This window comes from Neisseria sp. 83E34 (assembly GCF_001308015.1).
Taxonomy (GTDB): Bacteria; Pseudomonadota; Gammaproteobacteria; order Burkholderiales; family Neisseriaceae; genus Neisseria.
Genome location: NZ_LGYH01000004.1, coordinates 206,966 through 233,412 on the forward strand (window position 1 = coordinate 206,966; position 26,447 = coordinate 233,412).

At 47.3% G+C, this 26,447-nt stretch carries 19 protein-coding genes, 3 tRNA genes and 2 pseudogenes; 12 read left to right on the forward strand and 12 right to left on the reverse strand.

Annotated features, from left to right (window positions below; genetic code table 11):
* The first annotated feature begins 4 nt into the window (after positions 1 to 4).
* From AKG09_RS05790 to AKG09_RS05820, 7 genes are all read left to right on the forward strand, one after another.
* A complete protein-coding gene (locus tag AKG09_RS05790) occupies positions 5 to 826 on the forward strand; it encodes an NUDIX domain-containing protein (protein WP_054618509.1) in 822 nt (273 codons plus the stop codon).
* Positions 827 to 836: 10 nt separating this feature from the next.
* On the forward strand, positions 837 to 1,268 hold the full coding sequence (locus tag AKG09_RS05795) for a hypothetical protein (RefSeq protein ID WP_054618510.1): 432 nt from the start codon (positions 837 to 839) through the stop codon (positions 1,266 to 1,268).
* A gap of 99 nt (positions 1,269 to 1,367) precedes the next feature.
* Positions 1,368 to 1,658, forward strand: coding sequence for an accessory factor UbiK family protein (locus AKG09_RS05800; protein WP_054618511.1), 291 nt, complete (start codon positions 1,368 to 1,370; stop codon positions 1,656 to 1,658).
* A gap of 7 nt (positions 1,659 to 1,665) precedes the next feature.
* On the forward strand, positions 1,666 to 3,162 hold the full coding sequence (locus tag AKG09_RS05805) for a YifB family Mg chelatase-like AAA ATPase (RefSeq protein WP_054618512.1): 1,497 nt from the start codon (positions 1,666 to 1,668) through the stop codon (positions 3,160 to 3,162).
* 140 nt (positions 3,163 to 3,302) lie between these two features.
* Entirely contained in the window at positions 3,303 to 4,289 is a 987-nt protein-coding gene (locus tag AKG09_RS05810) for an SPOR domain-containing protein (RefSeq protein ID WP_054618513.1), read from the forward strand.
* Positions 4,290 to 4,306: 17 nt separating this feature from the next.
* Positions 4,307 to 5,005, forward strand: coding sequence for a thiol:disulfide interchange protein DsbA/DsbL (locus tag AKG09_RS05815; protein WP_054618514.1), 699 nt, complete (start codon positions 4,307 to 4,309; stop codon positions 5,003 to 5,005).
* Between the two features lie 276 nt (positions 5,006 to 5,281).
* Positions 5,282 to 6,109 carry an undecaprenyl-diphosphate phosphatase gene (locus tag AKG09_RS05820; protein WP_054618515.1) on the forward strand — a complete coding sequence of 276 codons (828 nt, stop codon included), beginning with the start codon at positions 5,282 to 5,284 and terminating at the stop codon, positions 6,107 to 6,109.
* A 79-nt stretch (positions 6,110 to 6,188) separates the two neighbouring features.
* Here AKG09_RS05820 and AKG09_RS05825 read toward each other — a convergent pair whose 3' ends face one another.
* The 4 genes from AKG09_RS05825 to lgt form a co-directional block, all read right to left on the reverse strand.
* Positions 6,189 to 7,934: a potassium/proton antiporter gene (locus AKG09_RS05825; RefSeq protein WP_054618516.1), complete on the reverse strand. Its 1,746-nt coding sequence runs from the start codon at positions 7,932 to 7,934 to the stop codon at positions 6,189 to 6,191.
* A 66-nt stretch (positions 7,935 to 8,000) separates the two neighbouring features.
* Positions 8,001 to 10,046, reverse strand: coding sequence for a site-specific recombinase (locus AKG09_RS05830; protein ID WP_054618517.1), 2,046 nt, complete (start codon positions 10,044 to 10,046; stop codon positions 8,001 to 8,003).
* A 134-nt stretch (positions 10,047 to 10,180) separates the two neighbouring features.
* Positions 10,181 to 10,933 carry a 23S rRNA (guanosine(2251)-2'-O)-methyltransferase RlmB gene (gene rlmB / locus AKG09_RS05835; protein WP_054618518.1) on the reverse strand — a complete coding sequence of 251 codons (753 nt, stop codon included), beginning with the start codon at positions 10,931 to 10,933 and terminating at the stop codon, positions 10,181 to 10,183.
* A 72-nt stretch (positions 10,934 to 11,005) separates the two neighbouring features.
* Complete coding sequence (gene lgt / locus AKG09_RS05840; protein WP_054618519.1) at positions 11,006 to 11,860, reverse strand: prolipoprotein diacylglyceryl transferase; 855 nt, start codon at positions 11,858 to 11,860, stop codon at positions 11,006 to 11,008.
* Between the two features lie 194 nt (positions 11,861 to 12,054).
* Here lgt and ilvD point away from each other — a divergent pair, with 194 nt between their 5' ends.
* Positions 12,055 to 13,914 carry a dihydroxy-acid dehydratase gene (gene ilvD, locus AKG09_RS05845; protein ID WP_054618520.1) on the forward strand — a complete coding sequence of 620 codons (1,860 nt, stop codon included), beginning with the start codon at positions 12,055 to 12,057 and terminating at the stop codon, positions 13,912 to 13,914.
* Positions 13,915 to 14,207: 293 nt separating this feature from the next.
* On the opposite strand, the gene AKG09_RS05850 is transcribed toward ilvD, so the two are convergent.
* A complete protein-coding gene (locus AKG09_RS05850) occupies positions 14,208 to 14,873 on the reverse strand; it encodes a helix-turn-helix transcriptional regulator (RefSeq protein WP_082391826.1) in 666 nt (221 codons plus the stop codon).
* 187 nt (positions 14,874 to 15,060) lie between these two features.
* Between AKG09_RS05850 and AKG09_RS05855 the strand changes: the two genes are divergently transcribed.
* Positions 15,061 to 15,930 (forward strand): DMT family transporter, encoded by an 870-nt coding sequence (locus AKG09_RS05855; protein WP_054618521.1) that lies wholly within the window; start codon positions 15,061 to 15,063, stop codon positions 15,928 to 15,930.
* A 66-nt stretch (positions 15,931 to 15,996) separates the two neighbouring features.
* Here AKG09_RS05855 and rnr read toward each other — a convergent pair whose 3' ends face one another.
* A complete protein-coding gene (gene rnr, locus AKG09_RS05860; RefSeq protein ID WP_082391829.1) occupies positions 15,997 to 18,450 on the reverse strand; it encodes a ribonuclease R in 2,454 nt (817 codons plus the stop codon).
* 76 nt (positions 18,451 to 18,526) lie between these two features.
* Here rnr and AKG09_RS05865 point away from each other — a divergent pair.
* The 3 genes from AKG09_RS05865 to AKG09_RS05875 all read left to right on the forward strand — a co-directional run bounded on the left by AKG09_RS05865 (position 18,527) and on the right by AKG09_RS05875 (position 18,923).
* Positions 18,527 to 18,613, forward strand: a tRNA-Leu gene (locus AKG09_RS05865).
* 34 nt (positions 18,614 to 18,647) lie between these two features.
* A tRNA-Leu gene (locus AKG09_RS05870) sits at positions 18,648 to 18,734 on the forward strand.
* A gap of 98 nt (positions 18,735 to 18,832) precedes the next feature.
* A tRNA-Ser gene (locus AKG09_RS05875) sits at positions 18,833 to 18,923 on the forward strand.
* A 699-nt stretch (positions 18,924 to 19,622) separates the two neighbouring features.
* On the opposite strand, the gene AKG09_RS05880 is transcribed toward AKG09_RS05875, so the two are convergent.
* From AKG09_RS05880 to AKG09_RS05905, 6 genes and pseudogenes are all read right to left on the reverse strand, one after another.
* A complete protein-coding gene (locus tag AKG09_RS05880; RefSeq protein ID WP_054618523.1) occupies positions 19,623 to 20,117 on the reverse strand; it encodes a hypothetical protein in 495 nt (164 codons plus the stop codon).
* A 485-nt stretch (positions 20,118 to 20,602) separates the two neighbouring features.
* Positions 20,603 to 21,493, reverse strand: a pseudogene (locus AKG09_RS05885) (RHS repeat-associated core domain-containing protein); the annotation flags it as partial.
* Positions 21,494 to 21,523: 30 nt separating this feature from the next.
* The gene (locus tag AKG09_RS05890) at positions 21,524 to 21,886 is read right to left on the reverse strand and encodes a hypothetical protein (RefSeq protein WP_054618524.1); all 363 of its coding nucleotides are present in this window, start codon (positions 21,884 to 21,886) and stop codon (positions 21,524 to 21,526) included.
* Between the two features lie 26 nt (positions 21,887 to 21,912).
* Positions 21,913 to 23,613: pseudogene (locus AKG09_RS05895) on the reverse strand (RHS repeat-associated core domain-containing protein); the annotation flags it as partial.
* Positions 23,614 to 23,873: 260 nt separating this feature from the next.
* On the reverse strand, positions 23,874 to 24,521 hold the full coding sequence (locus tag AKG09_RS05900) for a hypothetical protein (RefSeq protein WP_054618526.1): 648 nt from the start codon (positions 24,519 to 24,521) through the stop codon (positions 23,874 to 23,876).
* 38 nt (positions 24,522 to 24,559) lie between these two features.
* On the reverse strand, positions 24,560 to 26,447 hold a 1,888-nt coding region (locus AKG09_RS05905), incomplete at its 5' end, for an RHS repeat-associated core domain-containing protein (protein ID WP_082391832.1).

A 26,447-nucleotide genomic window follows, 5' to 3' on the forward strand; every position in this document is an offset into this window, starting at 1 on the left:
AACTATGTTGAAAGAAAACAATATATTGCAAGATTCCCGTCCATTGTTGCGCGTGGTTGCCGGCGTTGTATTAAACGAGCAAGGCGATTACTTGCTGGCTTCGCGTCCGGAAGGCAAACCTTATGCGGGATATTGGGAATTTGCCGGCGGTAAAGTCGAGCCGCAGGAAAGCGAGCTGGATGCGCTGAAACGCGAGTTTGAAGAGGAGTTGGGCATTCATATCCATCATGCAACGCCGTGGTTAACCAAAATCCATATGTATGAACACGCGCATGTTCATTTGCGTTTTTTCCGCGTTAAAGCGGGTGATTGGTCGGGCACTTTGCAGGCCAAAGAAGGGCAGAGTTGGTCTTGGCAGAAAGCGGGCGATTTTACCGTGTCGCCCATGTTGCCGGCTAACGGGCCGGTGCTGGCCGCATTGGCCGTGCCGACCGAGCTGACAGGCAGTGTTGACACAGGCTTTACCGGCGAAAACCGCATGGGTGCTTATCGTGTTGTGCCGTTTGCCATGCTGGAGCCGACACACAAACATTGCTTGATTAGCGCGGAAGCACTGAAAAACTATGGCAGGAGGCCGCAGGTAGAGAGTTTGTGGGTGTTAGTTGAGGATGCCGAACAGTTCGCCGAAGCGTTTGATGCCGATGTGGTGGTATGGCGAGCGGCTTGTGAGGAATCTGCCAGGCAAGTTTTGCAAATATTGAAAGATGGCGTAGGCGTGCCGTTGGTGGTGTTGGCAGAAGAATGCCTGTCTGAAAAATACCGTTCAGCTTGGCTGGAAGCCGGCGCACACGCGGTGGTAGCAGATCGGCAAACCGGACTGGCATAGGGAAAGCAAGATGGATAAAAATAAAAAATGGATCATGATTGGCGCTTTATTGCTGGTATTTGCCGCAATAAAACTCGGCACGCTTTATATTTGGAACAAGCAGCAGCCGCAAGCGCAAAATGTATCGGCAGATTGCGATGTGAGAAAAGGCTGCGTTTTGCCGAACGGGGCAATCATCAAATTCAGTGAGCCGCTGAGCGCCAAAGCCCCTTTTAATATTGAAATGGATAATGTGCCGCAAGATGTGCAAAATGTTTATCTCAGCTTCAGCATGAGCAATATGGATATGGGGTTTAACCGCTATGATTTGAAAAAACAAGCCGATGGAGCGTGGCGTGCAGAGAACGTGCGGCTGCCTTTGTGTACCGACAACCGGCATGATTATTTGGCCGATATCCACATCAACGGCAAAGTTTTTCAAGCAGGTTTTACCGCTGAGTAAATGTTATGCCCATGCCTGTCTGAAAACAGCTGTGTGTTTTCAGACAGGCATTTCTTCTATACAATCCAAAATGAAACCATGCTATGAAAGGAAACCGCTATGATTGGTCAGAAACTGTTTGAAGAAGTGAGCGCCAAAGTGAGTGAAACCATTGCCAACAGCCCGGCAAAAGACGTTGAAAAAAACGTAAAAGCCATGCTCGGCAGCGCGTTTAACCGCATGGATTTGATTACTCGTGAAGAATTTGATATTCAACAACAAGTGCTGATTAAAACCCGCACCAAGCTGGCGGAGCTGGAGGAGCGTGTGGCCAAACTTGAAGCCGCAATCTCAGCCGCAGAAGCCCCTGCAGAAATTGCCCGGCAAACCGATACATCATCTGAAGGATAAGCCGTTCATGTCTTTGGCGGTAATTTACAGCCGTGCATTAAGCGGCATGGATGCCCCTTTGGTCGAAGTGGAAGCCCATTTGGCCAATGGTTTGCCGCAATTTAACATCGTCGGCTTGCCGGATACTGAAGTAAAAGAAAGCCGAGATAGGGTGCGCGCAGCCATTTTGCAAAGCGGCTTCGATTTTCCCGCTGCAAAAATTACCGTTAATCTGGCGCCTGCCGATTTGCCAAAAGAATCGGGCAGATTCGATTTGCCGATTGCGTTGGGTGTATTGGCGGCTTCCGGCCAGATTTTGCAAGACAAACTGGCGCAATACGAATTCGCGGGCGAGTTGGCTTTATCCGGTGCCCTGCGTCCTGTCCGCGGCGCTTTGGCGATGGCTTGGCAAGGTGCGCAATCGGGCCGCTCTTTCGTGCTGCCCGCTCAAAATGCTGCGCAAGCTGCCGTTATGGACAGCATTGCCGTGTTCGGTGCGGAAAACTTAGCCCAAGTAGCGGCGCACCTTAACGGCATCGAACCTTTAAGCCAAGCTATGGCTCCGGATCGGCAAAGCCTGTCTGAAAATATAAATATGCCGGATATGCGCGATGTTAAAGGCCAACATACCGCCAGATTGGCTTTGGAAATAGCGGCAGCGGGTGGCCACAGTATTCTAATGGTCGGCCCACCCGGAACGGGTAAATCAATGTTGGCGCAACGCCTGCCCGGTATTCTACCGCCGCTAACAGATGACGAATTGATTTCGGTTTGGACTTTGCGCTCACTATTGCCGCAACATCTGCAAAACCTCAGCACGACCCGCCCTTTCAGATCACCCCATCACAGCGCCAGCGCCGTTGCACTGGTTGGCGGCGGTTCAGACCCGCGCCCGGGTGAAATTTCCTTAGCGCATCAGGGCGTTTTATTTTTGGATGAGTTGCCGGAGTTTGACCGCAAAGTGCTCGAAGTATTGCGCGAACCTTTGGAGAGCGGAGAAATCCATATTTCACGTGCTGCCCGGCAAGCTACTTATCCGGCCAAATTCCAATTGGTCGCCGCCATGAACCCATGCCCTTGCGGCTATTTCGGCCACCCAGTCAAACCCTGCCGCTGCACGCCTGACAGCATACAGCGTTATCGGGATAAAATTTCAGGCCCGCTGCTCGACCGGATTGATCTGACCATAGAAGTGCCGAGCATCCCTGCCGGAGAGTTAACGCAGGCGCAAGCAGGGGAAAGCAGTGAGCATATCTTGCAGCGGGTTATGGCTGCACGAAGCAAGCAGTTGAACCGTCAAGGCAAAACCAATGCCCAATTAAGCGTTAGCGAGTTGGACGAAAAAGCGATGATCAGCGAAGAGGCAAAAAAAGCTTTGGGTGATTTGATAGAAAAGCTTTCTTTGTCGGCACGTAGTTTTCATAGAATTATGCGTGTCGCGCGTACCTTAGCTGATTTGAATGATGATGAAACGGTTAACAGGCAGCATGTATTGCGCGCCGTCAGCTTCCGCAGAGCTTTATAATTGAAAAATATTATGTAAGCTAAGGTAAAACGGGTTAGGCAGCCGCCCTGATATTTTGTTAGAATAAACGGCTAAGTTTGTTGAAGGCTATCAGCCGCTTTCGGCTTTTAGAGAACCAGAGAATCTTAAAGGTATCGTAAATGAATGCGAAAAAACAATATGGAAAAGGTTTATCCGGCTTTTTTGTCGGCCTGCTTTTGGCCACAGCAGTGATTGCCGGTGTGCTGTATTTCCTGAATAAAAACGGCCAGTCTTCGGTAAAAGAACTGCCGAAAGTTGAAGATAAAGTGCCCGAACCCGAGATTCTCGTGCCCGGTTCAAGCCCAAGCGCTTCTGCAACAAAAGCCGATTCCGCTTCTCAAACGCAAGCTGATGTAGTGCCTCCAGCCGCCTCGGAAGCAAAAGTAACAATCGAACCGACAACTAAAGAAGCTCCGACAGTAACCGAGCCGACAGAAGCAGACAAAACAACTGTTGTGCCGCCAACTGCCGGCAGCGGAATAGTGGAAGAGCCGGTAACTCATCCGTCTGTTGTCGTTGTTCCGACCAAGCCAAAAATGTCGGCCGAGCAGGAAAAAGCGGCGAAAGAAGCACAAAAACAAGCCCAGATCAAAAAACAGGCAGAAGCTAAAAAAGCAGAAGCCGAGCGCGCTAAAAAACAGGCTCAAGCCAAACCTAAAACCGAGCCTAAAGTGCAGCCTACTCCTGAGCAAATTCTGAATAGCGGCAACTTGGAAAAAGCCCGCAAAGAAGCGCAAGCCGAAGCACGCAAAAAAGCTGAAGCCGATGCAGACAGACAACGTGCTGAAGATGCATTGAGCGGTCGTTCAGGTTCTGAAAAACAAAACAGCAAATCATCTGCCCAGCCGAAACAGCAAAGTAGTTCTGCCAAAGGCGGCGGCAAAGTGATCATTCAAGCCGGCTCATATAATGATCAGCAGGCCGCCGAAGTTCAGCGCGGAAAACTGGCTGCGGCGGGCGTATCTGCCAGCGTTGTGCAGGCAGAGGTAAACGGTAAAACGGTTTATCGAGTTCAGACAGGCGTTTTGAGTGCTGAGGAAGCGTCAACGGCGCAGAAGAAATTGAAACAGCGCGGTATCAATAATTTTGCCCGCTCTGTGAAATAAATTTAAGGATATTGTTCATGAAAGTGAAAAAAATCATATTGGCTATAGGCTTAGGGGTTGCTTTGGCTGCGAATGCTTCTGCGGCGGTGGTTGAAGGACAGGATTATAAGGTTTTGGAAAAACCGATTCCGCAAACACAAGCAGATAAAATTGAGGTTTTGGAATTTTTCGGTTACTTCTGTGTGCATTGTTATCATTTTGATCCTATTTTGTTAAAACAAGCTAAGACTTGGCCAAGCGATACTTATCTGCGTACAGAACATGTGGTTTGGCAGCCTGAAATGCTGGGCTTTGCCAAAGTAGCTGCAGCTGTGAATCAGTCCGGTTTGAAATATCAGGCAAATTCGGCCGTGTTTAAAGCGATTTATGAACAAAAAATCAATTTGGCTGATTCGGTAACTTTCAAAAAATGGGCGGCCGAGCAAAATTCTTTCGATGCAAAAAAACTGATTGCTGCTTATGATTCGCCTGCGAATAAAGCTGCAGCCGAAAAAATGGCTAAGCTCACAGAGGAATTCAAAATTGAAGGCACTCCCATCGTGATTGTTGGCGGTAAATACGAAGTGAAATTCCACGGTGATTGGCATGCAGGCGTGAAAACGATTGAGGAGCTTGTTGACAAAGTGCGTAAAGAGCGCGGTATGAAAGCACCTCAAAAAGTCGAAAGCAAACTGAAAAGTAAAGGTGCTTTTTTCGCTAAAACGGCTAACCAGTAAACAAATCATCTGATGGGTGAGGAAACGCAACCCGTCCTTTCAGGCAGTCTTTACGGCTGCCTGTCTTCATTATCAAGCCGATAGATTGGTTTGTGATATAAATCCCGTTTTTTAGATATAACTTTAAGTAGCCGGATATAAAAATATTCGATTATTTTATAGCAATAGAGAATTAGGGATGGTGTTATAGAGTCTCGTCTCTTTAATACGTTGCTGTCGTTATTTAATTAGATTAAATCATTAAAAAGGATAAAAGGCTGACTGCCGTTTATAGATATGGATATTGTATTGTTATTTAAGGCCCTGATTCTGGGGATTATTGAAGGTTTAACTGAATTTCTGCCGATTTCCAGCACGGGGCATTTAATTGTGTTCGGCAATTTGATGGATTTTAAAAGTAACGGTAAAGTATTTGAGATTGCGATTCAGCTAGGTGCCGTGTTGGCAGTGATTTTCGAATACCGTATCCGTTTTAAGCATGTGGTTAATTATGTGGGTAAGGACAGGGCGGTTAATCGTTTTGTGGTCAATCTGATTATTGCCTTTATTCCTGCTGCAGTTGTTGGCTTTTTATTCAGTAAACAAATCAAGGCGGTATTATTTAATCCGATTAGTGTGGCAACTATGCTTGTATTGGGCGGATTCTTTATTTTGTGGGTTGAGAAACGTGCCAAAAGCCATCAGCCCAAAGTGACCAGTGTAGATGATATGTCGCCTAAAGATGCCTTGATAGTAGGCTTGGCGCAGATTTGTGCTTTGGTGCCGGGAACTTCGCGCTCAGGGAGCACGATTATGGGCGGGATGCTTTGGGGATTGGATAGAAAAGTGGCTACGGAATTTTCATTTTTCCTGGCTGTGCCGGTTATGATTATGGCCACAACTTATGACATTTTGAAAAACTATAAATTATTCAGTTTGCAGGATATTGGTTTAATTGTTGTTGGTTTTGTGGCTGCATTTGTTGCCGGTTTATTGGCTGTGAAAGCTCTGCTGAAATTTGTGAGTGCGAAAAACTACATACCTTTTGCATATTATCGAATCATATTCGGCGGCTTGATTTTGCTGACTTGGCAAATGGGTTGGGTTCAGTGGACACTAGATTAATTTCTTATAATTGAATTGAACATGCCTGTCTGAAAATGTTTTAATTTCATTTTCAGACAGGCATGTTTAATTATTATTTTCAATGTGTTATATCAGTTTGTTGTTTGGGTATTTTCAAACCGAAAGTTTTAATATAGCTTTGCTCGTCCAACTCTTTGACAGTAATGCAAAAATTATCAATCATGATGCGGTCGCCGGCTACGGGTATGTCGCCGAAACGTGCTCTGAACAGGTCAACGAGGCTGAGATAGGCCTCATTTTCTTTCACCGTAAAACCATAAACTTGTGCTAAGTCGCCCACTTTTACTTCCGGATTGAGAATAAATTCGCCATAAAATTGCTGTTCCGTTGTGTGATCGTTCAAATCTGCAAACTGTTCGGCGAAGGCATCGCCTTTTTCTTCAGGCAGGATATACCATGCAGTATCGTTTTCCTGCATTTGCGTGTTCATGCCTACCTGAACAGGCTTGCCGTTGCGGATAAGTGCAAACAGGCGGCTGTCTGCAAACTCTTCGGGGCGCGTCATCACATAAGGGTGGCTGTTTTCTGCTTCCGAACCGGCGGCTACTTTAAACGATTGCAAACCAACGGAAAGATTGCGGGCGAGCCAGATTTCGCGGTAAGAAAGTGGCTCAGGTTTCGGTGGCAGCACCACTTGCAGCTTGTTGGCCAAATAAGGAATGGTCGTGCCTTGTATCAGCAAAGAAAGAATCACAACCGCAAAGGCCACATCGAATAACAGCCGGGAATTGGGCACGCCCATCATTAAAGGCATAATCGCAAGCGTAATTGGCACGGCACCGCGCAAGCCTACCCAGCTGATATAGGCGAGCTCCTTTTTGCTGTAATGAAACCATTTAATTGATGAGTATACGGCCAGCGGGCGTGCAATCAGCATTAAGAAACCTGCAATTACCAAAGCATCCATACCGTGTTCCAACATGCGGGAAGGCGTTACCAGCAGGCCGAGCACTAAGAACATCGCGGCTTGTGCCAGCCATGCCAAGCCATCCATTACGTTTAGAACGTGTTCAACCGAGCTATTGCGCGAGTTACCAATTAAGACGCCAGCCAGATAAACTGCTAAAAAACCGCTGCCGCCGCTAAGATTGGTTATCGAAAACACCAAAAGGCCGCCCGAAGCAATCAAGATGGCATACAAACCTTCGGCCAACCGGATTTGGCCCAATATGAAGGCCAAAGTTTTGCCGGCCAGCCAACCGAACAACAGCCCCAAGCCGAGTTGCAAAACAAACATTTGCACAATAGAAAGAAAGCCTGTGGCTTCAGGCTGCATAATCAGATTAATCAATACACTGACCAATAGTATCGCCATAGGATCGTTGATACCGCTTTCCAACTCCAAGGTAGCCTGAATACGGGCGTTTAGCCGTACGCCGCTGTTGCGAAGTAGGGAAAATACGGCAGCCGCATCGGTAGAGCCGACAATAGCGGCCATCAGGATGCCGAGTTTCCAGTCGATGCCCATATAAAAAGTGGCAAAAATGCCAAGCAAACCCACCCCGGCCAACACGCCCCAGCTTGCGAGAATGGATGCGGGTTTTAGGGCGATGCGAAAAGTTTCGAATTTGGTGCGTAAACCGCCGTCCAGCAGAATAATTGCCAATGCCAGTTGTCCGACGAAAGTGGCGCCGGTGAAGCTGTCGAATTTGATACCGCCTATACCGTCTTCCCCCGCCAGCATACCGACACCGAGAAAGGCCAATAACAAAGGCATACCGACCCGCGCAGAAATGCGGCTGACGATAACGCTGACAAACAATAAAAGTGCGGTAACGAGGAAGAAAATATTAAGCGTGTCCATTGATAGCTCTTGATGAGATATTATTGTCTATGCCTGTCTGAATTATTTTCAGACAGGCATAATTTTTTATGTGTTGTCTTTATCTTTTGTTTGCCCTGAAGCCTGGCGCGTTTCTTTAATTACTTGGCCGGCAGCTTGGACCGGGAACAGCAGGCTGAGCGGGTTGGTGCGGATTTGCATAATCACGCTGTTGAAAAGCTTGCGGAAGCTATCAATATGTGCATCACGCGAGCGTAGAGCCACCCAAAGCGTCAAGGTAAAGCTTACCCATAAATTAACTATGCCGATTAAGAAAATGCATATCAGGTAAAAGCCAAACATAATCGGATTGGTCAGATCGCTTGCGGCGGCATAAGCAATGTTTGCAGATGAGAATGCCACATGGCGGATATCCAGCGGCAGACCGAGGAGGTAGCCGATATAGCTGGTGCTGCCGAGCATCACGCCGAAAATAAAATTACCCATAATCGCGCCGTAATTATGATGCACATAATTGGCTAAATAGGCGCGCCATTTAGCCGGCAGGATTTTAACGAGAAGAGGGTGCTGATTGAGACGCTGGCGCAGATGCAGGTAGTCGGCGCGGTTATCAAAGAAGCCTGAAATAATGCCGGCGCAAAACAGCCACACGCCGGCGATGCCGGCATAAATCAGAGAAGGTTCGCTTAAAGGCAGTACCGATTTAAATTGCTTCTGTACGGTTTCAGCATCCAAAATCGGCATGCCTGTCTGAAAATAATAAACGGCAGTAATCAACATCGCCAGTAGCATGGCCACGCTCACATTGCCAAACACGGCCACACCTTGCGAACGGATAACGTCTATCGACAATTTGGCCAGTTTTTGGTCAACAGCTTTACCCGAGTCGTTCCGCTCCACTTGCTCTGCAATGCTGGAGGCCGTCATTGCGGGCTGTTTGGTAGCAACCGTGCAATGAATCATATGGATAAACACGAAGCCTAAACCATAATCGAGGCTGGAGAAGATGGCATATTGCAGCTTGCTCAGCCCCATCATGCCGAGTTTGAGTTTCAAAAGGGCCATAAAAGCAATAACCGCGCCGCCGCCTGCTGCTGCGCGCAGCATGCCGAAATATTCGCTGCGCGAGCTGGTAATGTATTTTTCGCCGCGGTAGCTGGTATTTTGGCTGATGCTTTTTGCCAGCATTTTCACACTGCGCCGCCAAAGCAGGGAGGTACTTTTTTGTTCGGCAGCAGAATAAGCCATGGTTTGTAAAAGCTCAATCAGATGCCGCCGGCGCGAAGGGTTGTCGGTAGCAGTTTGGATGGTTAGCAACATGGTTAGCCGGTTGAGCGATTGTTCGAGGCGCTCTAATAGGTGCGACACGGCAATTGAAGAGCCTGTGCCGGCGCACACGCCTTTTTTACGCAGTCTTTCGATATGTGAACGGGATTGTTCAAGCATCACTTGCAGGTGCGCATCATCAAATATTTCTGTTTTTTCATGCTGATAATGATCAATCAACAAAGTGACTTCGCGCTTGAGCGCGATAAAGGAAGAGTCCACTTCCAGAAGTTTGGGATCAAGCCGCATTAAATCCGGATCTAGCTCTTCGGCGGCAATCCAGATAGAAAGCATTTCAAGCGCATGAAGATTGGCATGTTGGAAATTGCGTCGGGTTGCCTGCAGAATGTTTTCCGGTGTGTGGGCCGCCAGCAAATCGTAAAGGCGCAGCCATTGGCGCGGCGGGATAGCGCCCAGCCATTCTATGTCGCTGCTGCGGTAGAAAAGCTTTTCAAACATGTTTTTAATGCTGCGCGGATCGTGGGGCGGCGGGCTGAAGCGGTCGTAAATGCGTTTGCCCAATTCTTTGCCGAAGCCTTTGCGCGAGAAAATCCCGAGTGAAACGAGTGCGGGATAGATATGGGTGTTGTTGAGCCAGCGGTAGAATTGGATGCCTATTTCTCTTGCTGTTTCGGGATGGTCGGAGAGTGTTTGCAGCAATAAGTCCATGCGTGCAGCCGCGTCTTTACTGCCTCCTTTGCGCAGCCATTGTGTAACGCTGGTGAGGACGCTGCCGATGTTGTTGAGCCGGACAAGCTCTTGTAACCAATCGGGGATGTTTTTTTTAGGTAATATGGTTTGGTACATTAATTCAGGTCAATGTGTTGTGTGAGGTGTAAGGATAACAAAAAAATAGGGTTCGGTCTTAGGCTATTGATATTTTGAGGAATGCCTGTCTGAAAAGCAGATTCAGACAGGCATTGTTTTTTGACGGTAAAAGCTTAAGCCTGTTCCGATTGCAAGGTGCGGCGGCGGCGAGTTTCGCTCAGTACCATACCGGTACTGACCGATACATTCATGCTTTCAACGGTGCCGAACATGGGAATCGACACCAGCATATCGCAATGTTCGCGCGTGAGGCGGCGCATTCCTTCGCCTTCGTTACCCATTACCCAAGCCACGCTTTCGGGCAGGTCGCAATGGTATAAATCCGAATCGCCTTCCATATCGGTGCCGATAATCCAAATACCGTATTCTTTCAGCTCGCGTAAGGTGCGGGCAAGGTTGGTTACGGTGATGTAAGGCACGGTTTCAGCCGCGCCACAGGCTACTTTGCTTACCGTGGCATTCAGGCCGGCGCTGCGGTCTTTTGGCGCGATCACGGCGTGTACGCCCATGGCGTCGGCCGTACGCAGGCAGGCGCCGAGGTTATGCGGGTCGGTTATGCCGTCAAGCACCAGCAAAAGCGGCGGTTCGCTCAAGTTTTCCAACACATCTTCCAAATGCACATGGTTTTTCGAAGCGTCGATAAATCCGACCACGCCTTGATGGCGCATGCCTTTGCTAAGCTTGTTTAGCCGATCTGCATCGGCAAAATGCACGCGCACTTTTTCGTCGGCAGCTTTTTGCAGCACTTCGCGCGTGCGCGCATCGTTTTTACCTTCCTGAATATAAATTTCCGTGATGCTTTTGGGGTTTTGCCACAAGCGGGCATTAATGGCATGAAAGCCGTAAATCAATCTTTGATTAGACATGAATATTTCCTGATGTTTTCAGACAGGCATACTAAATATTAATGCCTGTCTGAAAAATATAGATTGGCGGAATCAGCCGCCGTTTTTCTTGCTGCCAAACCAGAAAAAGCCGATTACGCCCAACACAATCATCGGCAAGCTCAACCATTGGCCCATAGACAAACCCAAAGTCAGCAAGCCCAAATGGTCGTCCGGTTGGCGCGCATACTCGGCAATAAAGCGAAATAAACCGTAACCCGCCAGAAACACCATGGAAACTTGGCCGGTAGGGCGCGGTTTACGGGAAAAAATCCACACGATCACAAATAAAGCCAGCCCCTCAAGTGCAAATTGATAAAGCTGCGAAGGATGGCGCGGCAACATGCCGAATTGTTGGAGCCAGGCCATGTATTCCGGATTATTGACAGCCAGTTGCGCATCTTCATAAGCGGCTTGGGGAAAACCCATTGCCCAAAATGCGGCAGGGTCGGTAACGCGGCCCCATAATTCGCCGTTGATAAAATTACCGATGCGGCCGGAAGCGAGCCCCAGCGGCACGAGTGGCGCGATAAAATCGGTAACCTGCCAAAAGCCCAGATTTCTGCGTTTGGCAAACAACCACATCGCCACTAGCACACCTAAAAATCCACCGTGGAAAGACATACCGCCTTCCCAGATTTTGAAAATCGAAACCGGATCGCTGATGTATTCGGAAAATTTGTAAAACAGCACATAGCCCAAGCGCCCGCCCAGAATCACGCCGAACACACCGTAAGTTAACAAATCATCCAGCATTTCTTTGGTAAAAACCGTGTGCCCTTGTTTGATGCGCAGGCGGCCGAGCAGCATAAACAGAATGAATGCCAAAACATAGCTGAGCGCATACCAGCGGATGACTATAAATTCAAAATCTATTGCAGCGGCATTAAATTGAGGGTGGATAATCATAATAAAATCGTGCTTTGCTCATAATATTTTCAGGCAGGCATTATACTGGAAATGCGTGATGCCTGTCTGAAAGCTTGCAACACACATTTATTAACGCTTGACTGCGTTTGGTATAAAATAAGCGCAATTTTTTACCGATTTACAAAAGCAGCCACCGGCGGCTCATACTAAAACTTTTACGAAGGACACCAACCATGCCAGCTTACCGCTCCAAAACCTCCACCCACGGCCGCAATATGGCCGGCGCCCGCGCGCTGTGGCGTGCCACCGGCGTGGCCGACGAAGACTTCGGCAAACCGATTATCGCCATTGCCAACTCGTTTACCCAATTTGTACCCGGCCATGTGCATTTGCACAATATGGGCCAGCTCGTGGCGCGCGAAATCGAAAAAGCAGGCGGTTTGGCAAAAGAATTCAACACCATTGCGGTGGACGACGGCATTGCCATGGGTCACAGCGGTATGCTGTATAGCCTGCCCAGCCGCGATTTGATTGCCGATTCGGTGGAATACATGGTGAACGCGCATTGTGCTGACGCGCTGGTGTGCATTTCCAACTGTGACAAAATCACCCCCGGCATGCTGATGGCCGCCATGCGTTTGAATATTCCCACCGTGTTCGTTTCAGGCGGCCCCATGGAAGCGGGCAAAGTGATCGGCGTTGCCAATATTACCGACACCCGCAAACTGGATTTGGTCGATGCCATGGTGGATGCCGCCGACGATAACGTGAGCGACGAAGAAGTGGCGGCGGTGGAACGTTCCGCCTGCCCGACCTGCGGTTCCTGCTCCGGCATGTTTACCGCCAACTCGATGAACTGTCTCACCGAAGCATTAGGCTTGTCGCTGCCGGGCAACGGCTCGCTGCTGGCCACGCACGCAGGCCGTAAAGAGCTGTTTTTGGAAGCAGGCCGTCTGATTGTGGAAATCACCAAACGTTATTATGAGCAAGACGATGAAAGCGTGTTGCCGCGCAGCATCGCCAGCAAAGCCGCGTTTGAAAACGCCATGAGTTTGGACGTAGCAATGGGCGGTTCCACCAACACCGTGCTGCACCTGTTGGCCGCCGCCAGCGAAGCGCAGGTGGATTTCAAAATGGCCGACATCGACCGCATCAGCCGCCAAGTGCCGTGCTTGTGCAAAGTCGCACCCGCCACACAGAAATACCACATGGAAGACGTGCACCGCGCGGGCGGCGTGATGGGCATTTTGGCCGAACTTGACCGCGCAGGCTGCCTGAAAACCGACGTTTCCACGGTTCACGAAAAAACCTTGAAAGACGCGCTGGAGAAATGGGACGTGATGAACCCTGCCAACGAAGCCGCACACGCCCGCTACAAAGCTGCGCCGGGCGGCGTGCGTACCACCGAAGCGTTTTCACAAAACAGGCTGTGGCCTTCGCTCGACCTCGACCGCGAAAACGGCTGCATCCGCAGCAAAGTACACGCTTATTCGCAAGACGGCGGCTTGGCTGTGCTGTTCGGCAATATCGCCGAGCGCGGCTGCGTGGTGAAAACCGCCGGCGTGGACGATAGCATTCTCAGATTTACCGGCCGCGCGCGCGTGTTTGAAAGCCAAGATTCTGCCGTGGCAGGCATTTTGGATAACCAAATCGTCGCCGGCGATATTGTGATTATCCGTTACGAAGGCCCGAAAGGCGGCCCGGGCATGCAGGAAATGCTGTATCCGACTTCTTACCTGAAATCCAAGGGCTTGGGTAAAGAATGCGCCTTGCTCACCGATGGCCGTTTTTCAGGCGGCACTTCCGGCTTGAGCATCGGCCACGTTTCGCCCGAAGCGGCGGAGGGTGGTGCTATCGGTTTGGTGAAAGAGGGCGACACCATCGAAATCGACATCCCCAACCGCAGCATCCGCTTGGTTGTTTCCGATGAAGAGCTGGCCGAGCGCCGCAGCGAAATGGAAGCGCGCGGCGCCAAAGCGTGGAAACCCGACAACCGTGACCGCCACGTTTCCGCCGCCTTGCGCGCTTACGCGGCCATGACGACTTCCGCCGATACCGGCGCGGTGCGTGATGTGAGCCAAGTAGAATGCTGATTAATATTTGAGGCAATTGGAAGCGGTTTCTAATTGCCTCAAAATTTTTGTAGCCTTTGATATGGCTAAATATAAAATCACACTCTACGTAACTGGTTCAAAAGGCAATGGAGATAGAGGCCGGTTTGTGTAGCAAGTAAACTTAACTTTTGCTACGGCCTTGCTGCTCCTTGCCATACTACCTTGTACTGTCTTCGTATTCGTCGCTTTGTATATAGTTTCTAAACACAATGCCTGTCTGAAAACCGTTTTCAGACAGGCATTGTGTTTAATTAATATTTTATCAGGGAATGTTAAATCACCTGCTTCTTAAGCCCATTCACATACCGCTGTCCCGATTCCGTCAATTGTAAGAAACGGGTTTCATGTGACGGTTGGTAAACGTAGCCCCTGGCTACAAATGCGGCGAGCAGTTCATGCCCGAGCCAACCGGCCAAATGGAAGGATTTTTCTGTCCAGTCCATACAGGCGGCGGTGTGGGGCGGATATTCACGGGTGTCTATATCCAAATTGGCCAGCCACTTTAATCCTTTATCTGTGAGGTTGAAGCGTTCGCGTTCTTTGTCTAGTTCGATGAAACCGGCATCGCTGAGGGCTCGGCTGATTTCTATGGCAATTTTGCCTGCCATATGGCCGTAGCATACGCGTAGAGTATGGCTATTATGCGTGGTTGAACGTTGTTCTTGGGGCGCCAGCATGGCTAATTGCTGCAAAGCTTCCATAATGTGTGGATTGCTAATTCGATATAAGCGGCTTCTGCCTTGCTGCTTCATGCTGATTAACCCGCCGTGGAGCAGCTTGCTTAAATGTACGCTGGCGGTCTGCGCGGTAATGCCCGCTGCAGTTGCTAATTCGGTTGCACTTAATTCTTCGCGGCCGATTAAAGCGTCCAGCATCAGGGCGCGGCTGGGGTGGCCGATGAGGTGGGCGGTGTGGGTGAAATGATGGGCAAGCGACATGATTTTCCCTTTTTTCAGACAGGCATTTGGATTATAAGTTGTTTTGTAAACCTGATCATCGGCAGGCGGTGATTGGGTTATTTTTATTTTAAAGAGATTTGCCGTTTCTTATTTCGTTAAACAACGAAATAAGGGGCGAATAGCTTATGTTAATTTGCCTTGACCATTTCATAATAAGGGATATGTTATGCGTTTGGTCTTCGGTATTGTGTTTAGTTTGTTGTGGTCGTCTGCCTTTATTGCGGGTAAATATTGTTTGGAATATCTGCCTCCGCTGGATGTGTTGAGTTTGCGTTTCTTGCTGGCGGCCGCGTTGCTTTTTGCCGTTTGTTGGTGGGTAAAACGCAGCGGGCAGGGCGATGGTAGTTGGGCGGACAAGCGCTTATGGCTGCACGGCATGGTTTTGGGCATATTGAATTATGTGCTGTATCTTGGTTTTTCTTATACCGGCCTGCAAACAGTCTCTCCTGAGCTGGTGGTGCTTGTGGTGTCGACCATGCCTTTTGTCACAACGTTTGTAGTGTCTTGTGTGAAACGGAAATGGTTTTGGTTGCAATGGTGGGCGATTAGTTTAGGTTTTTGGGGCGTGTATATTGTGTTGTCGGTAAAAATGCCGGAAACCGGCTGGAGCATCGGTATTGTGTGGACCATACTTGGTATGTTGGCACTGGCGGGCGGCACGCTGTTTTATCAATTTACAGCTTCGCGCCACCAAGTTTTGCCGCTTACCGGTATTCAAAATTTATTTGGCGGGCTGATTCTGCTGCCTTTTTCCAACCCGACGCAATGGCCTGCTGCGATGGCAGAGCCGGTGTTTGCATTATCGCTTTGGTATCAGGTGGTTGTGGTATCCGGCGTGGCAATGGTGATGTGGTTTCAGCTGGTGCGCTGGTTTGGTTCGGACAATGCTTCTGCTTTCCATCTGCTCAACCCGATTTTCGCCGCTGTGTTGGCTTGGTGGTTTTTCAATGCGGATTTGGGTGTGGCCGATGTTGCGGGTACAGTGCTGGTGGTGTTGGCATTGGGTATGCTCAATCGAATCAGGCGCAAAGTGTGATCGAAAAGGAATGCCTGTCTGAAAAAAGTTTTCAGACAGGCATTGATTGGTTTAAAACCGCTGATTTTATTTCCGGCTGCGGCTTTTTTTGCGTTTACCGCTTTCTGTTTTGACAGCTTTGGTTTTGGCTTTTGCAGGCGACTCTGCAACCAGCGTGATTCTACCGTCTACCAGTTTCAGCGATTTGGCAGACCTGCCGGATTTCGCCGATTTGCCAGAAGCGCGGGTAGGAGATTTTTCTTTGTCGGTTTTGCGTGTGTTACGCGCTTTTGCTGATTTGGCTGCTGGTTTGTCTATATCTTTAGTGGTTTTTCTGCTCCGTTTCTTACTTTTTTCACCGCCTTTGATTAAGGTTAAATCAATTCTGCTGTTATCCAAATCCGCACGTGCTACTTTCACGGTAACTCGGTCGCCCATAGAGAAGCGTACGCCGCTGCGTTCGCCTTCGATTGCCATAATTTCGGGGCGGTAATTGAAGTAATCTTCGCCCAAATCGCTGATGTGGATTAAGCCTTCGATATGAATATCATCTAAAGTAACAAATACACCGAAGTTTGCCATGCCGGAAATCCTGCCTTCAAATACTTCGCCTACTTTATCGCGCATGTAATAAGTTTTGAGCCAGTTTTCAACATCGCGGCTGGCATCATCGGCACGGCGCTCGGTAAACGAAGTGTGCACGCCCATTGCCTGCCACGGCTCGTGCGGCTTATACATCTCACCCTGCAACACGGCTTTGATGGCGCGGTGTACAGTTAAATCAGGATAACGGCGGATGGGCGAAGTGAAATGGGCGTAGTGATCATAAGCCAAACCGAAATGGCCTTCATTGCTATGTTCATACATCGCCTGCTGCATGGAACGCAACATCATTACTTGCAGCAATTCCTGATCAGGCCTGTCTGAAATCTGTTCGGCCAGCTTGGCATAATCTTTAGGCGCGGGTTTGTCTCCGCCCCCCAAGCTCAAGCCGAGTAAACTGAGTTGCTCGCGCAGCGCGGTCAGCTTTTCAGGTGTAGGGCCCAAATGGTTGCGGAATAGAGCGCCATGTTTGTTTTTCAACAAAAAGTCCGCCGCGCACACGTTGGCCGCCAGCATACATTCTTCAATCAGCTTATGCGCATCATTCCGCACCACCGGCACGATGCGCTCGATTTTGCCGTTATCATCAAAAAGCATTTGCGTTTCAATGTTTTCAAACTCCATCGCGCCGCGCTGTTGGCGTTTCTTTTGCAAAATACCGAATAGTTTGTATAAGGTGTCCAGCTCTTTTTTATGAGGATTGCTTTCGCTGCTTTCCAGCCATTGCCAAACTTGGGTATAAGTCAGGCGGGCGTGAGAGCGCATTACGGCAGGATAAAACTTATATTCTTTCACATTGCCCAAATAGGAAATATGCATATCGCATACCATGCATAAGCGATCAACATCAGGGTTCAGCGAACAAATGCCATTGGAAAGCTTTTCCGGCAGCATAGGAATGACGCGTCGGGGAAAGTAAACGCTGGTGCCGCGCTGGTAAGCATCTTTATCCAAATCATCAGCGGGTTTCACATAATGGCTCACATCGGCAATAGCCACTATCAACCGATAATTCCGCCCCTGCTTTTCTGCGTACACAGCATCATCGAAATCCCTTGCGGTTTCTCCATCTATGGTTACCAAGGGTAAATCGCGCAAATCTACGCGGCCTTTCATATCTTTTTGAGATACGGTAGAAGAAATTTTTTCGGCAGCTTTCAGACAGGCATCACTAAACTGATGCGGCAAATGATGTTTGCGCACAGCAATTTCAATTTCCATACCGCTATCTGCATAGTCGCCCAATATTTCAGTTAAAGCGCCCACAGCAGGATGAGGCCCTTCAGGATAGCTCTCAATTGCTACCATCACCACTTGGCCCGATTCCGGTTTCAGCGCAGCCACAGATTCCGGCTCGAGCAAAATTGGCTGGCTCAGCCGCTTATCCGCCGGCACCAATACACCTACACCGCGATCCAGATAAAAGCGGCCGACCACATCTTTATTGGCTCGTTCCAGAATCTCCAGAACCTGCCCCTCCCGCCTGCCGCGACGATCCACTCCACCGGGACGCACCATCACAATATCGCCGTGCATCAGCCCGCGCATCTGTTTTTCATATAAAACAAAATCGCCTTGTTTGTTGTCAACTAAAGGCACGGCGAAGCCGAAACCGTCTTTATGCGCCTCAATACGGCATTTAACCAAAGCCAGTTTGTCTGCCACACACACTGCGCCGCGACGGTTAATCAATACTTGCCCGTCACGCGCCATCGCTTTGATTCTGCGTTCGAAAAATTCATATTCATCGGCCGTAATCGATAATTTTTCGGCCAACGCTGCAATTTTCAGTGGAACACCTTCTTGTTCCAATAAATCGATAACCCATTCTCTGCTGGGTAACGGATGTTCATAACGTTGTTTTTCACGATCCAAATAAGGATCTTTTTCTCTTAAATTTAGAGATTTAATATTTTTCTTCATTTTTCTAATTGACATTTTTTTTTAAGGTTTTATAATCTTGAGCTTCGTTTCGTGCGTTAGCACTTTAACGTAAATCATAAATTAAAGCAAAGCCCAGGTGGCGGAATTGGTAGACGCGCTAGCTTCAGGTGCTAGTATCTTCACGGGTGTGGAAGTTCGAGTCTTCTCCTGGGCACCAGCCAAAATTTGCTTTGATTATAATTTAATTTCAAGCCCAGGTGGCGGAATTGGTAGACGCGCTAGCTTCAGGTGCTAGTATCTTCACAGGTGTGGAAGTTCGAGTCTTCTCCTGGGCACCAGATTAAAAACAGCCTGACTAAAATTTGGTTGGGTTGTTTGTTTTTCAGACAAGCATTCTTGCCAAACATCTGAAAAAACAATACAATTTAATTTCCACAGAGAGGTGGATGAGTGGTTGAAGTCGCACGCCTGGAAAGCGTGTATACGTGAATAGCGTATCGAGGGTTCGAATCCCTTCCTCTCTGCCAGATTTTATTGTAACCTGATTTATTAACATAACGAATTTCAGGTTATATCCATTTTATATACCATATTGTGTGCCTGAATAATAAAGCTGGTGAGTAATCACCAGCTTTATTATCTTTGTCTTGCGTGCAAATATTCATTCGTCAAAAAGAGTATCCACTGATTTAGGTCGTAATAACGGAAAAATTGTAATGCACCCCGGTTTTCCTGTCGCAACACTGGTTCCGTAACCCAAACGGCTGGTACGCCCTTCCCGTTACATTAGTCTCTTTGGTTAATTTGCCTCTAAGTGTCATAGTTCTCAAACCATATCAGTTTGTCGTCTTTGTCGGTCATCTCACGCGGTATGCCGGCCGATTTGGTCGCAGTGGAAATAATTGATTTCTTGTTTGTCTTCAATGTCTGTGTCGGTGTAGCTGCGAATTTGCGCCAGCGGTTCGTAGCTGTCTGCATCGGTATAGATATAGGTGTAGAGGCCGTCTGAAATTTGTTCTTGTAGCAGATGGCTGCCGTCCCACAGGAAGGCAATTTCACTGTTTTAATTTAAAATATCTTTGCAGCTTTGTATTTTCAGACAGGCATAGGCCTGTCTGAACGTTCTGAAAACGGGGACCGACAGTTTTTTCAAACGGTTTTGGATAGACGACATATGCGGTTACGCGAAAATGGAGCGGATAACCGTACCTATAAGGCTAAAATTGTTATATACATTCGGCAATTGTTCTTTCCACAAATTCCCATTTACCGTTTTGTTTTTTTAATGTTACTTCATAAGTAGGCTTTTTTGTTGAAGGAACACCATCATATATAACTACCTCGTCAACCACATCCCCATCAAAGCCAACCCAAACTCTATTTGTATTACATAATATTTGCCCTTTCTTATCTTTATCAGAAATTAACACTCCCTCAATATGTCCAGCATCGTTGTCTTTAACTAACATAGCAAATGGATTTTGACTGTTGGTTATCAGTAAATTGGAACCTGTTTTATATTGTTCCAGTGTTTCGGATACTGCAACCTGCCAGTTTTTATAATTCAAGTGGCTGTCCAAATAAATCCCCCGCTCATCTACAGCAGCCTCCTTATTGCTTGATAAAATATCCGCCGTGAAATTTTTTGGGGCCGCAGATACAAAATTAAAAAACAACACTGTTGCCAAAATAGACAGTATGCTGGTGAAAATATATTTCATGATTCAATATCCCTAATATAATAATTAAGCGTTTACAAACATCCATTTTTCTTTAAAATTTCATAAGCCTTTTCCTTGTCTCCTCCTAAACGTAAATTTATGTCTGCTTCAGCTACACGACGATCTTTCCCTTCTCTTCGACATTTATTAAGACCATACCAAAGATAAATCTGCTTCATTCCGTTAGCGTAATTTGGGGCGTTAGGTACATCCGTCGCGAGATGGATGCCTACCGCCAGAGGCATTCCCGTTACCGCAGATACGCCGTTCGGACTGGCTTTGGCCGTTAACTCCGGAGTTGTAATAGAAGCCATATTAGAAACAGTACCGGGGGTTTGGCTGATGGCTCCATTAATGGCATCATTTTTTATCGCCCCACTTTTCCAGCGATCTGTTATCACTTTATTGAGTACTTCTACTTTTGCACAACTTGTAGTTTTACAGCCTCCAAATAAACCTTCATTAGGTCTATCATCAAACGGACTCAATCCTAATACATCAGTCCAGCGTTGGGCATTAGGAACAAAATGATATAAGTTTTCTCCGCCTATCAACCCAATCGGATCCTGATTAACAAACCTACCGCAGTCCGATTCGTAATAGCGGAAGAAGTTGTAATGTAAGCCCGTCTCTTGGTCGAAATACTGGTTTTGCAATCTGAACGGCTGATGGGCGTTTGTAATGTTTGTTTCAGATTTGAGTTTCCCCCAACCTGCATAATCCCCAAACCACAACAAATTACCGTTCTTATCGGTCATCTCTCTTGGTATGCCGATTTGGTCGCAGTGGAAATAATGGATACTTTGTTCGGTTTCTTCTTCGTTTGTCCAATTGCAGACTTGCGCCAGTGGCTCGTAAGAATCTTGGTCGGTGTAGATGTAAGTATATAGGCCGTCTGAATTTTGTTCCTGTAACAAGTGGCTGCCATCCCAAAGGAAAGTAATTTCACTGTCTAAAATATCTTTGCCGTTCTCTGTTTTCAGACAAGCATGGTCTGTTGAATGCCTGTCTGAAACTTCGTTAGCGTTTTCTTTCAGACGGCCTTTGCTTATCCGCCGACCCAACGCGTCGTAGGTATAAACCCATGTCTCTTTACTGCCGTCTTTCTTAAAGATTTCCACCTTAACCAATTGGTCGTGCAAATCATAGAAATAGTTCTGCACTTCGCCGTTTGGCAGTTCGCGGTGGATCAGGTTGCCGAGGTCGTCGTAATAATAGCTGATGCCGTTGTAGTGTTTCAGGCGGTTGTCGGTAACGGAGTTGAGGCCGTCTGAAACGGTTTGGTCGTTGGTCGACAGGATATTGTGCGCGGGGTCGAAGGCGAACCGCTCGTTGCCCGCTCGGGTGATTCTGCCCAGTTTGTCGTAGCCGTAGTTGCGTTTGAAGGTGATTCCATCTGTATGACACTAAGGATTACTTTTAACTTCTATATTTGGCTTTTGGAAAGTGTACTCTAGCCAAGCTTCGGATTTCGAGCTGTACCCTTTAAATACTAAATTATTGTTTTCTATAAAAAATTCTTGTATTAATTCAAAAGGTTCTATTTCATTTTCTAAAATATTTTTTATCAATGGCTTTTCAAAAGGTGATTTAGATATAAAGTGTTTTCCACTAAACTTAGACCAATCTTTAATTTTAATTGCAATGTTAGAAATGTATTGCCTCAAAGATTTTGAGTAAGCTTCTGAAAAATAATAAACTATTTCATTTTTATTAATGATTACTTTAGTTATAGGACAATCGCTAATACTTAAATCATGTATATTCATTTCATTGCCTTTAAATATTTCAACAACTAATTGGGTAGGATGGGAATGTGAGCATCGGGAGATGTTCTATCCACAATATTTCCTTTAATATCTAGAGAGTTTCCTTGTCTATCATATAAATGTGCATGATCATTTGGAGTTTTATCATCAGGAGGATCTAGCCTAACAGCACATTTTCCTGTATCCGTATAATTCCATTGCATAAATCTTCCATCAGGTGAGCCACCTCTCCATGAAATATTTTCTGATTTTGATAAAACATCTGCAATTTGTTGGCGATTCATACTAGATAGATTTAAACCAACTAAAGGATTTAAACCTAAAGGGTCAATCCAAACCTGCCTATTAGGTGCAAAATGATAAAGATTATTTCCTCCAAGCAGTCCAATCGGATCCTGATTAACAAACCGCCCAACATCAGGATCGTAATACCGGAAGAAATTGTAATGCAGCCCTGTTTCACGGTCGCAATACTGGTTTTGGAGTCGGAACGGCTGGTGCGCCCTTCCCGTTACGTTGGTCTCTTTAACCAGTTTGCCCCAAGCGTCGTATTCGCCGAACCAAAGCAGTTTACCGTCTTTATCGGTCATTTCTCTCGGTATGCCGATTTGGTCGCAATGGAAATAATTGATTTCCTGTCTGCTTTCACATTCCGTGTTTGTATAGTTGTGAATTTGGGCTAGGGGTTCGTAACTGTCTTGGTCTGTATAGATGTAAGTATAGAGGCCGTCTGAATTGTGTTCCTGGAACAGGCGGCTGCCGTCCCACAGGAATGTGATTTCACTGTCTAGAATATCTTTGCCGTTTTCAGCTTTCAGACGGCCTTTGCTGACTCTTCTGTCCAACGCATCGTATTCAAATACCCAAACTTCTTTGTCCCACTCTCCTGTTTCGGCGTTCTTCTTAAACGTTTCCACTTTAACCAAACGGTCGAACAAATCGTAATACAGATTTTGGGTGCTGCCGTCCGAATGTTCTTTGTGGATGGTGTTGCCGAAGTCGTCGTAGAAGAATTTTATACCGTTGTAAGCCGCAATGCGGTTGTCTTTTACCTGCTCTCCGTATTCGTTAATCAGGTTGTAGGCGGGGTCGAAGACAAAGGTTTGGTTTTGCACTTTCAGGGGCTGGCCGAGCTTATCGTACTCGAAGTGCGTCGTACCCGTACGCAGGTCGCTGCTGTGGAGCAGGTTGCCGGTTTTGTCGTAGCCGTAGCTGCGTTTGACGGCGGTTTGGACGGGGGTGCGGGCGGGTATGTAACCCGCCCCTACGGCTGCTTTGCCGCTTTCAGACAGGCTGTTGAGTTGTGCGATTTGGGCTTTCAGACGGCCTACCGGATCCAATTCGTAGCGGCTGGTTAAGGCTCCTTGTGTCCTTTGGATTTCGCGGTGCAGCTTATCGCGTTCGATGTCCGTAATGACTTCGCCGTCGAGGTTGATTTGGTGCAGGTGGCCGCTGCCGTAATACAGATAGTTGATTTGTCTGCCGTCGGGCAATACGGTGGTGGTGCGGTTGCCGTTGAAGTCGTAATGGTAGCGGATGCTCTCGGTAACCGGCTGGAACAGCATATCGTATTGCGGGTCGCGCCAGTCGGTAGCTATCAGGCCGTTTTGCTCGTTTTCTTCTTGGGTCGGTACCTTCCAGTGGTGCTGGCCGATGAGCTGACCGTTGGGGTTGTAGTCGAAGCAGGTGATGCTGTGTGCATTGGCGGCATTTGCGGCGGTGTGGTCGGAGGCGGCCAACAGAAGTCAGGCACGTTAAAAATCACGCGGAACTTGCTGCTCTTGCGGGCGATTTTGTTGACGGCCATGGTGGGGTTTCGTGTGGATTAAGGTTAACAGGTAAAAAAACGCGTGCGTGCTGTCGGCATGCATGTTACAGATTAAATAGGCAATGTTATATATGCTATGCTTGCTGTAACAAATGGCTGCCGTCACATATGAAAGTCTGTTTTATCTGCTTGAGAACGTTTGAAAGTTCACGGTATTTTTCAATCTGCCTGTCTAAGGAGAGCTTCTTTTTCTTTTAGTTTTTTAATATATTTAATATTTCGATAAGAAACAAAAGTTTTCCCATTTTCAGATATTGCAGCAATAATTAAGATATTGCCTTGCTTAAAAAAAGCAATTTTGTCTTTTTGTCTCTTAAGATATAACTCATGATTTTCAAAAGTGGTTTCTCCGCCTGATAATGCTTCAAATTCTTCTAAAGTTAAATTGTTATAACTTGAATATAATTGATTAAGAGAATTTGTTACTTCTTTAAAAGATGGTGTTAAATTTAAAATTAAAACGTTTTGCAATATGTTGTCATTGTCATCAAATTGGAAAACAACAGTACTTCCATCTGATTGCTCAATCCAATAACTATTGGGCATGGGTATGTCATTTTTTCCAAATCTAATATAAGAACTATCTGCACGATTTAGATTTGGGTACATAGATAAGGCATCAGTCACAGAGGAACTTCCTATCTGTAAGTTATAAGGAGCTGCATTATCGACATTCTTGGAAATATTATTAACTTTTTTTTCTATATTGTTTCTTGAAGATGTTTTTTCAATTTTATTTGTGTTGGGTTGACAGGAGGATAGCAATGCACATAGTGCTAAAATAGACAATATATTTTTAACTATCATTATTCGATCCTTTTTTAACAAATCCTAGATTAAGATTGTTATCTCTGTTGGGAGCAAATTGCAGTATAAGTAGCACATTTCCCTAAACTTGCACCTCCTCCGCCCCCCACTAGTGCATTGACATTATGTGTAATAGTCGTTTTTTCATTAGGTCGTGGATCACTTGTACATATGCCTCCTCCAGCACCATATAATGCGGCTGCACTACCATTTACACAAGTCGACTGGCTTAAGCCTATTGAAGATGTATTATTAGAATATGAATATTCACCACCAAAAGTTAGCCGCGCACTAGCACCGGTCTCACCACATACTGTTGCTGCTAAACAATAATTTGTAGCTCCATCGGGAAAATTATTTTTAATGCCTGTTACACGAGCACTGAGACCTCCCATATTTTGTGCTTCAGCAACAACACTCATAGAGTGTGAACTAGCTGAGCGGGTGAGTGGTTGAGGATTTAATTGCTTAATAGCATTGTTATATGCTTCATTGTAGGAAGAACGCATGCCGGGCGAGTTTAATTGTTGCTGTAATGCCTCAAATCCATTAAGCCCTAAAGGGTCAATTAGCTTTTGTGCTGAGTTTCCAAAATTATATAGATTCTCCCCACCTGCCAACCCTATCGGGTCTTGATTAATAAATCTTCCACAATCAGGCTCATAATACCTGAAGAAGTTGTAATGCAAGCCCGTTTCTTTATCACAGTATTGATTTTGAAGCCGGAACGGCTGATGGGCGTTTGTAATATTGGTTTCAGATTTGAATTTCCCCCAACCTGCATAATCCCCGAACCACAGCAGATTGCCGTCCCTATCGGTCATCTCACGCGGTATGCCGATTTGGTCGCAATGGAAATAGCTGGTCTGTTGTTTAGCCTCGCCTTCTGCATCCGTCCAACCACGGATTTGCGCCAGCGGTTCATAGCTGTCTGCATCGGTGTAGATGTAGGTGTAGAGGCCGTCTGAATTTTGTTCCTGCAACAGATGGCTGCCGTCCCACAGGAAGGCAATTTCGCTGTCTAAAATATCTTTGCCGTTCTCTGTTTTCAGACAGGCATGGTCTGTTGAATGCCTGTCTGAAACACTTTCGCTTTCAACGGTTTCTACCCCGCCGTTTTTCAGACGGCCTTTGCCGATCCGTCTACCCAAAGCATCGTAGCGGTAAGCCCAAGTCTCTTTACTTCCGTCTTTTTTAAAGATTTCCACCTTAATGAGTTGGTCATGCAAATCATAGAAATAGTTCTGCACGTCGCCGTTTGGCAGTTCTCGGTGGATCAGGTTGCCGAGGCCGTCGTAGTAATAGCTGGTGCCGTTGTATTCTTTAAGACGGTTATCTTTTACTGCGTTGTCCCGATGCCTGTCTGAAAGGATATTGTGCGCGGGGTCGAAGGCAAACCGTTCGTCGCCCGCTCGGGTGATTCTGCCCAGTTTGTCGTACTCGAAATGCGTCGTTCCCGCCCGCTGGTCGGTGCTGTGGAGCAGGTTGCCGGTTTTGTCGTAGCCGTAGCTGCGTTTGACTGCGGTTTGGCCATGCATGCGGGCGGGTATGTAACCCGCCCCTACGGCTGCTTTGCCGTTTTCAGACAGGCCGTTGAGTTGTGCGATTTGGGCTTTCAGACGGCCTACCGGATCCAGTTCGTAGTTGCTGGTCAGGGCTCCCTGTGTCCTTTGGATTTCGCGGTGCAGCTTATCGCGTTCGATGTCCGTAATGACTTCGCCGTCGAGGTTGATTTGGTGCAGGTGGCCGCTGCCGTAATACAGGTAGTTGATTTGTCTGCCGTCGGGCAATACGGTGGTGGTGCGGTTGCCGTTGAAGTCGTAATGGTAACGGATGCTGTTGGTAACCGGCTGGAACAGCATATCGTACTGCGGGTCGCGCCAGTCGGTGGCTATCAGGCCGTTTCGGGCATTCTCTTCTTGGGTC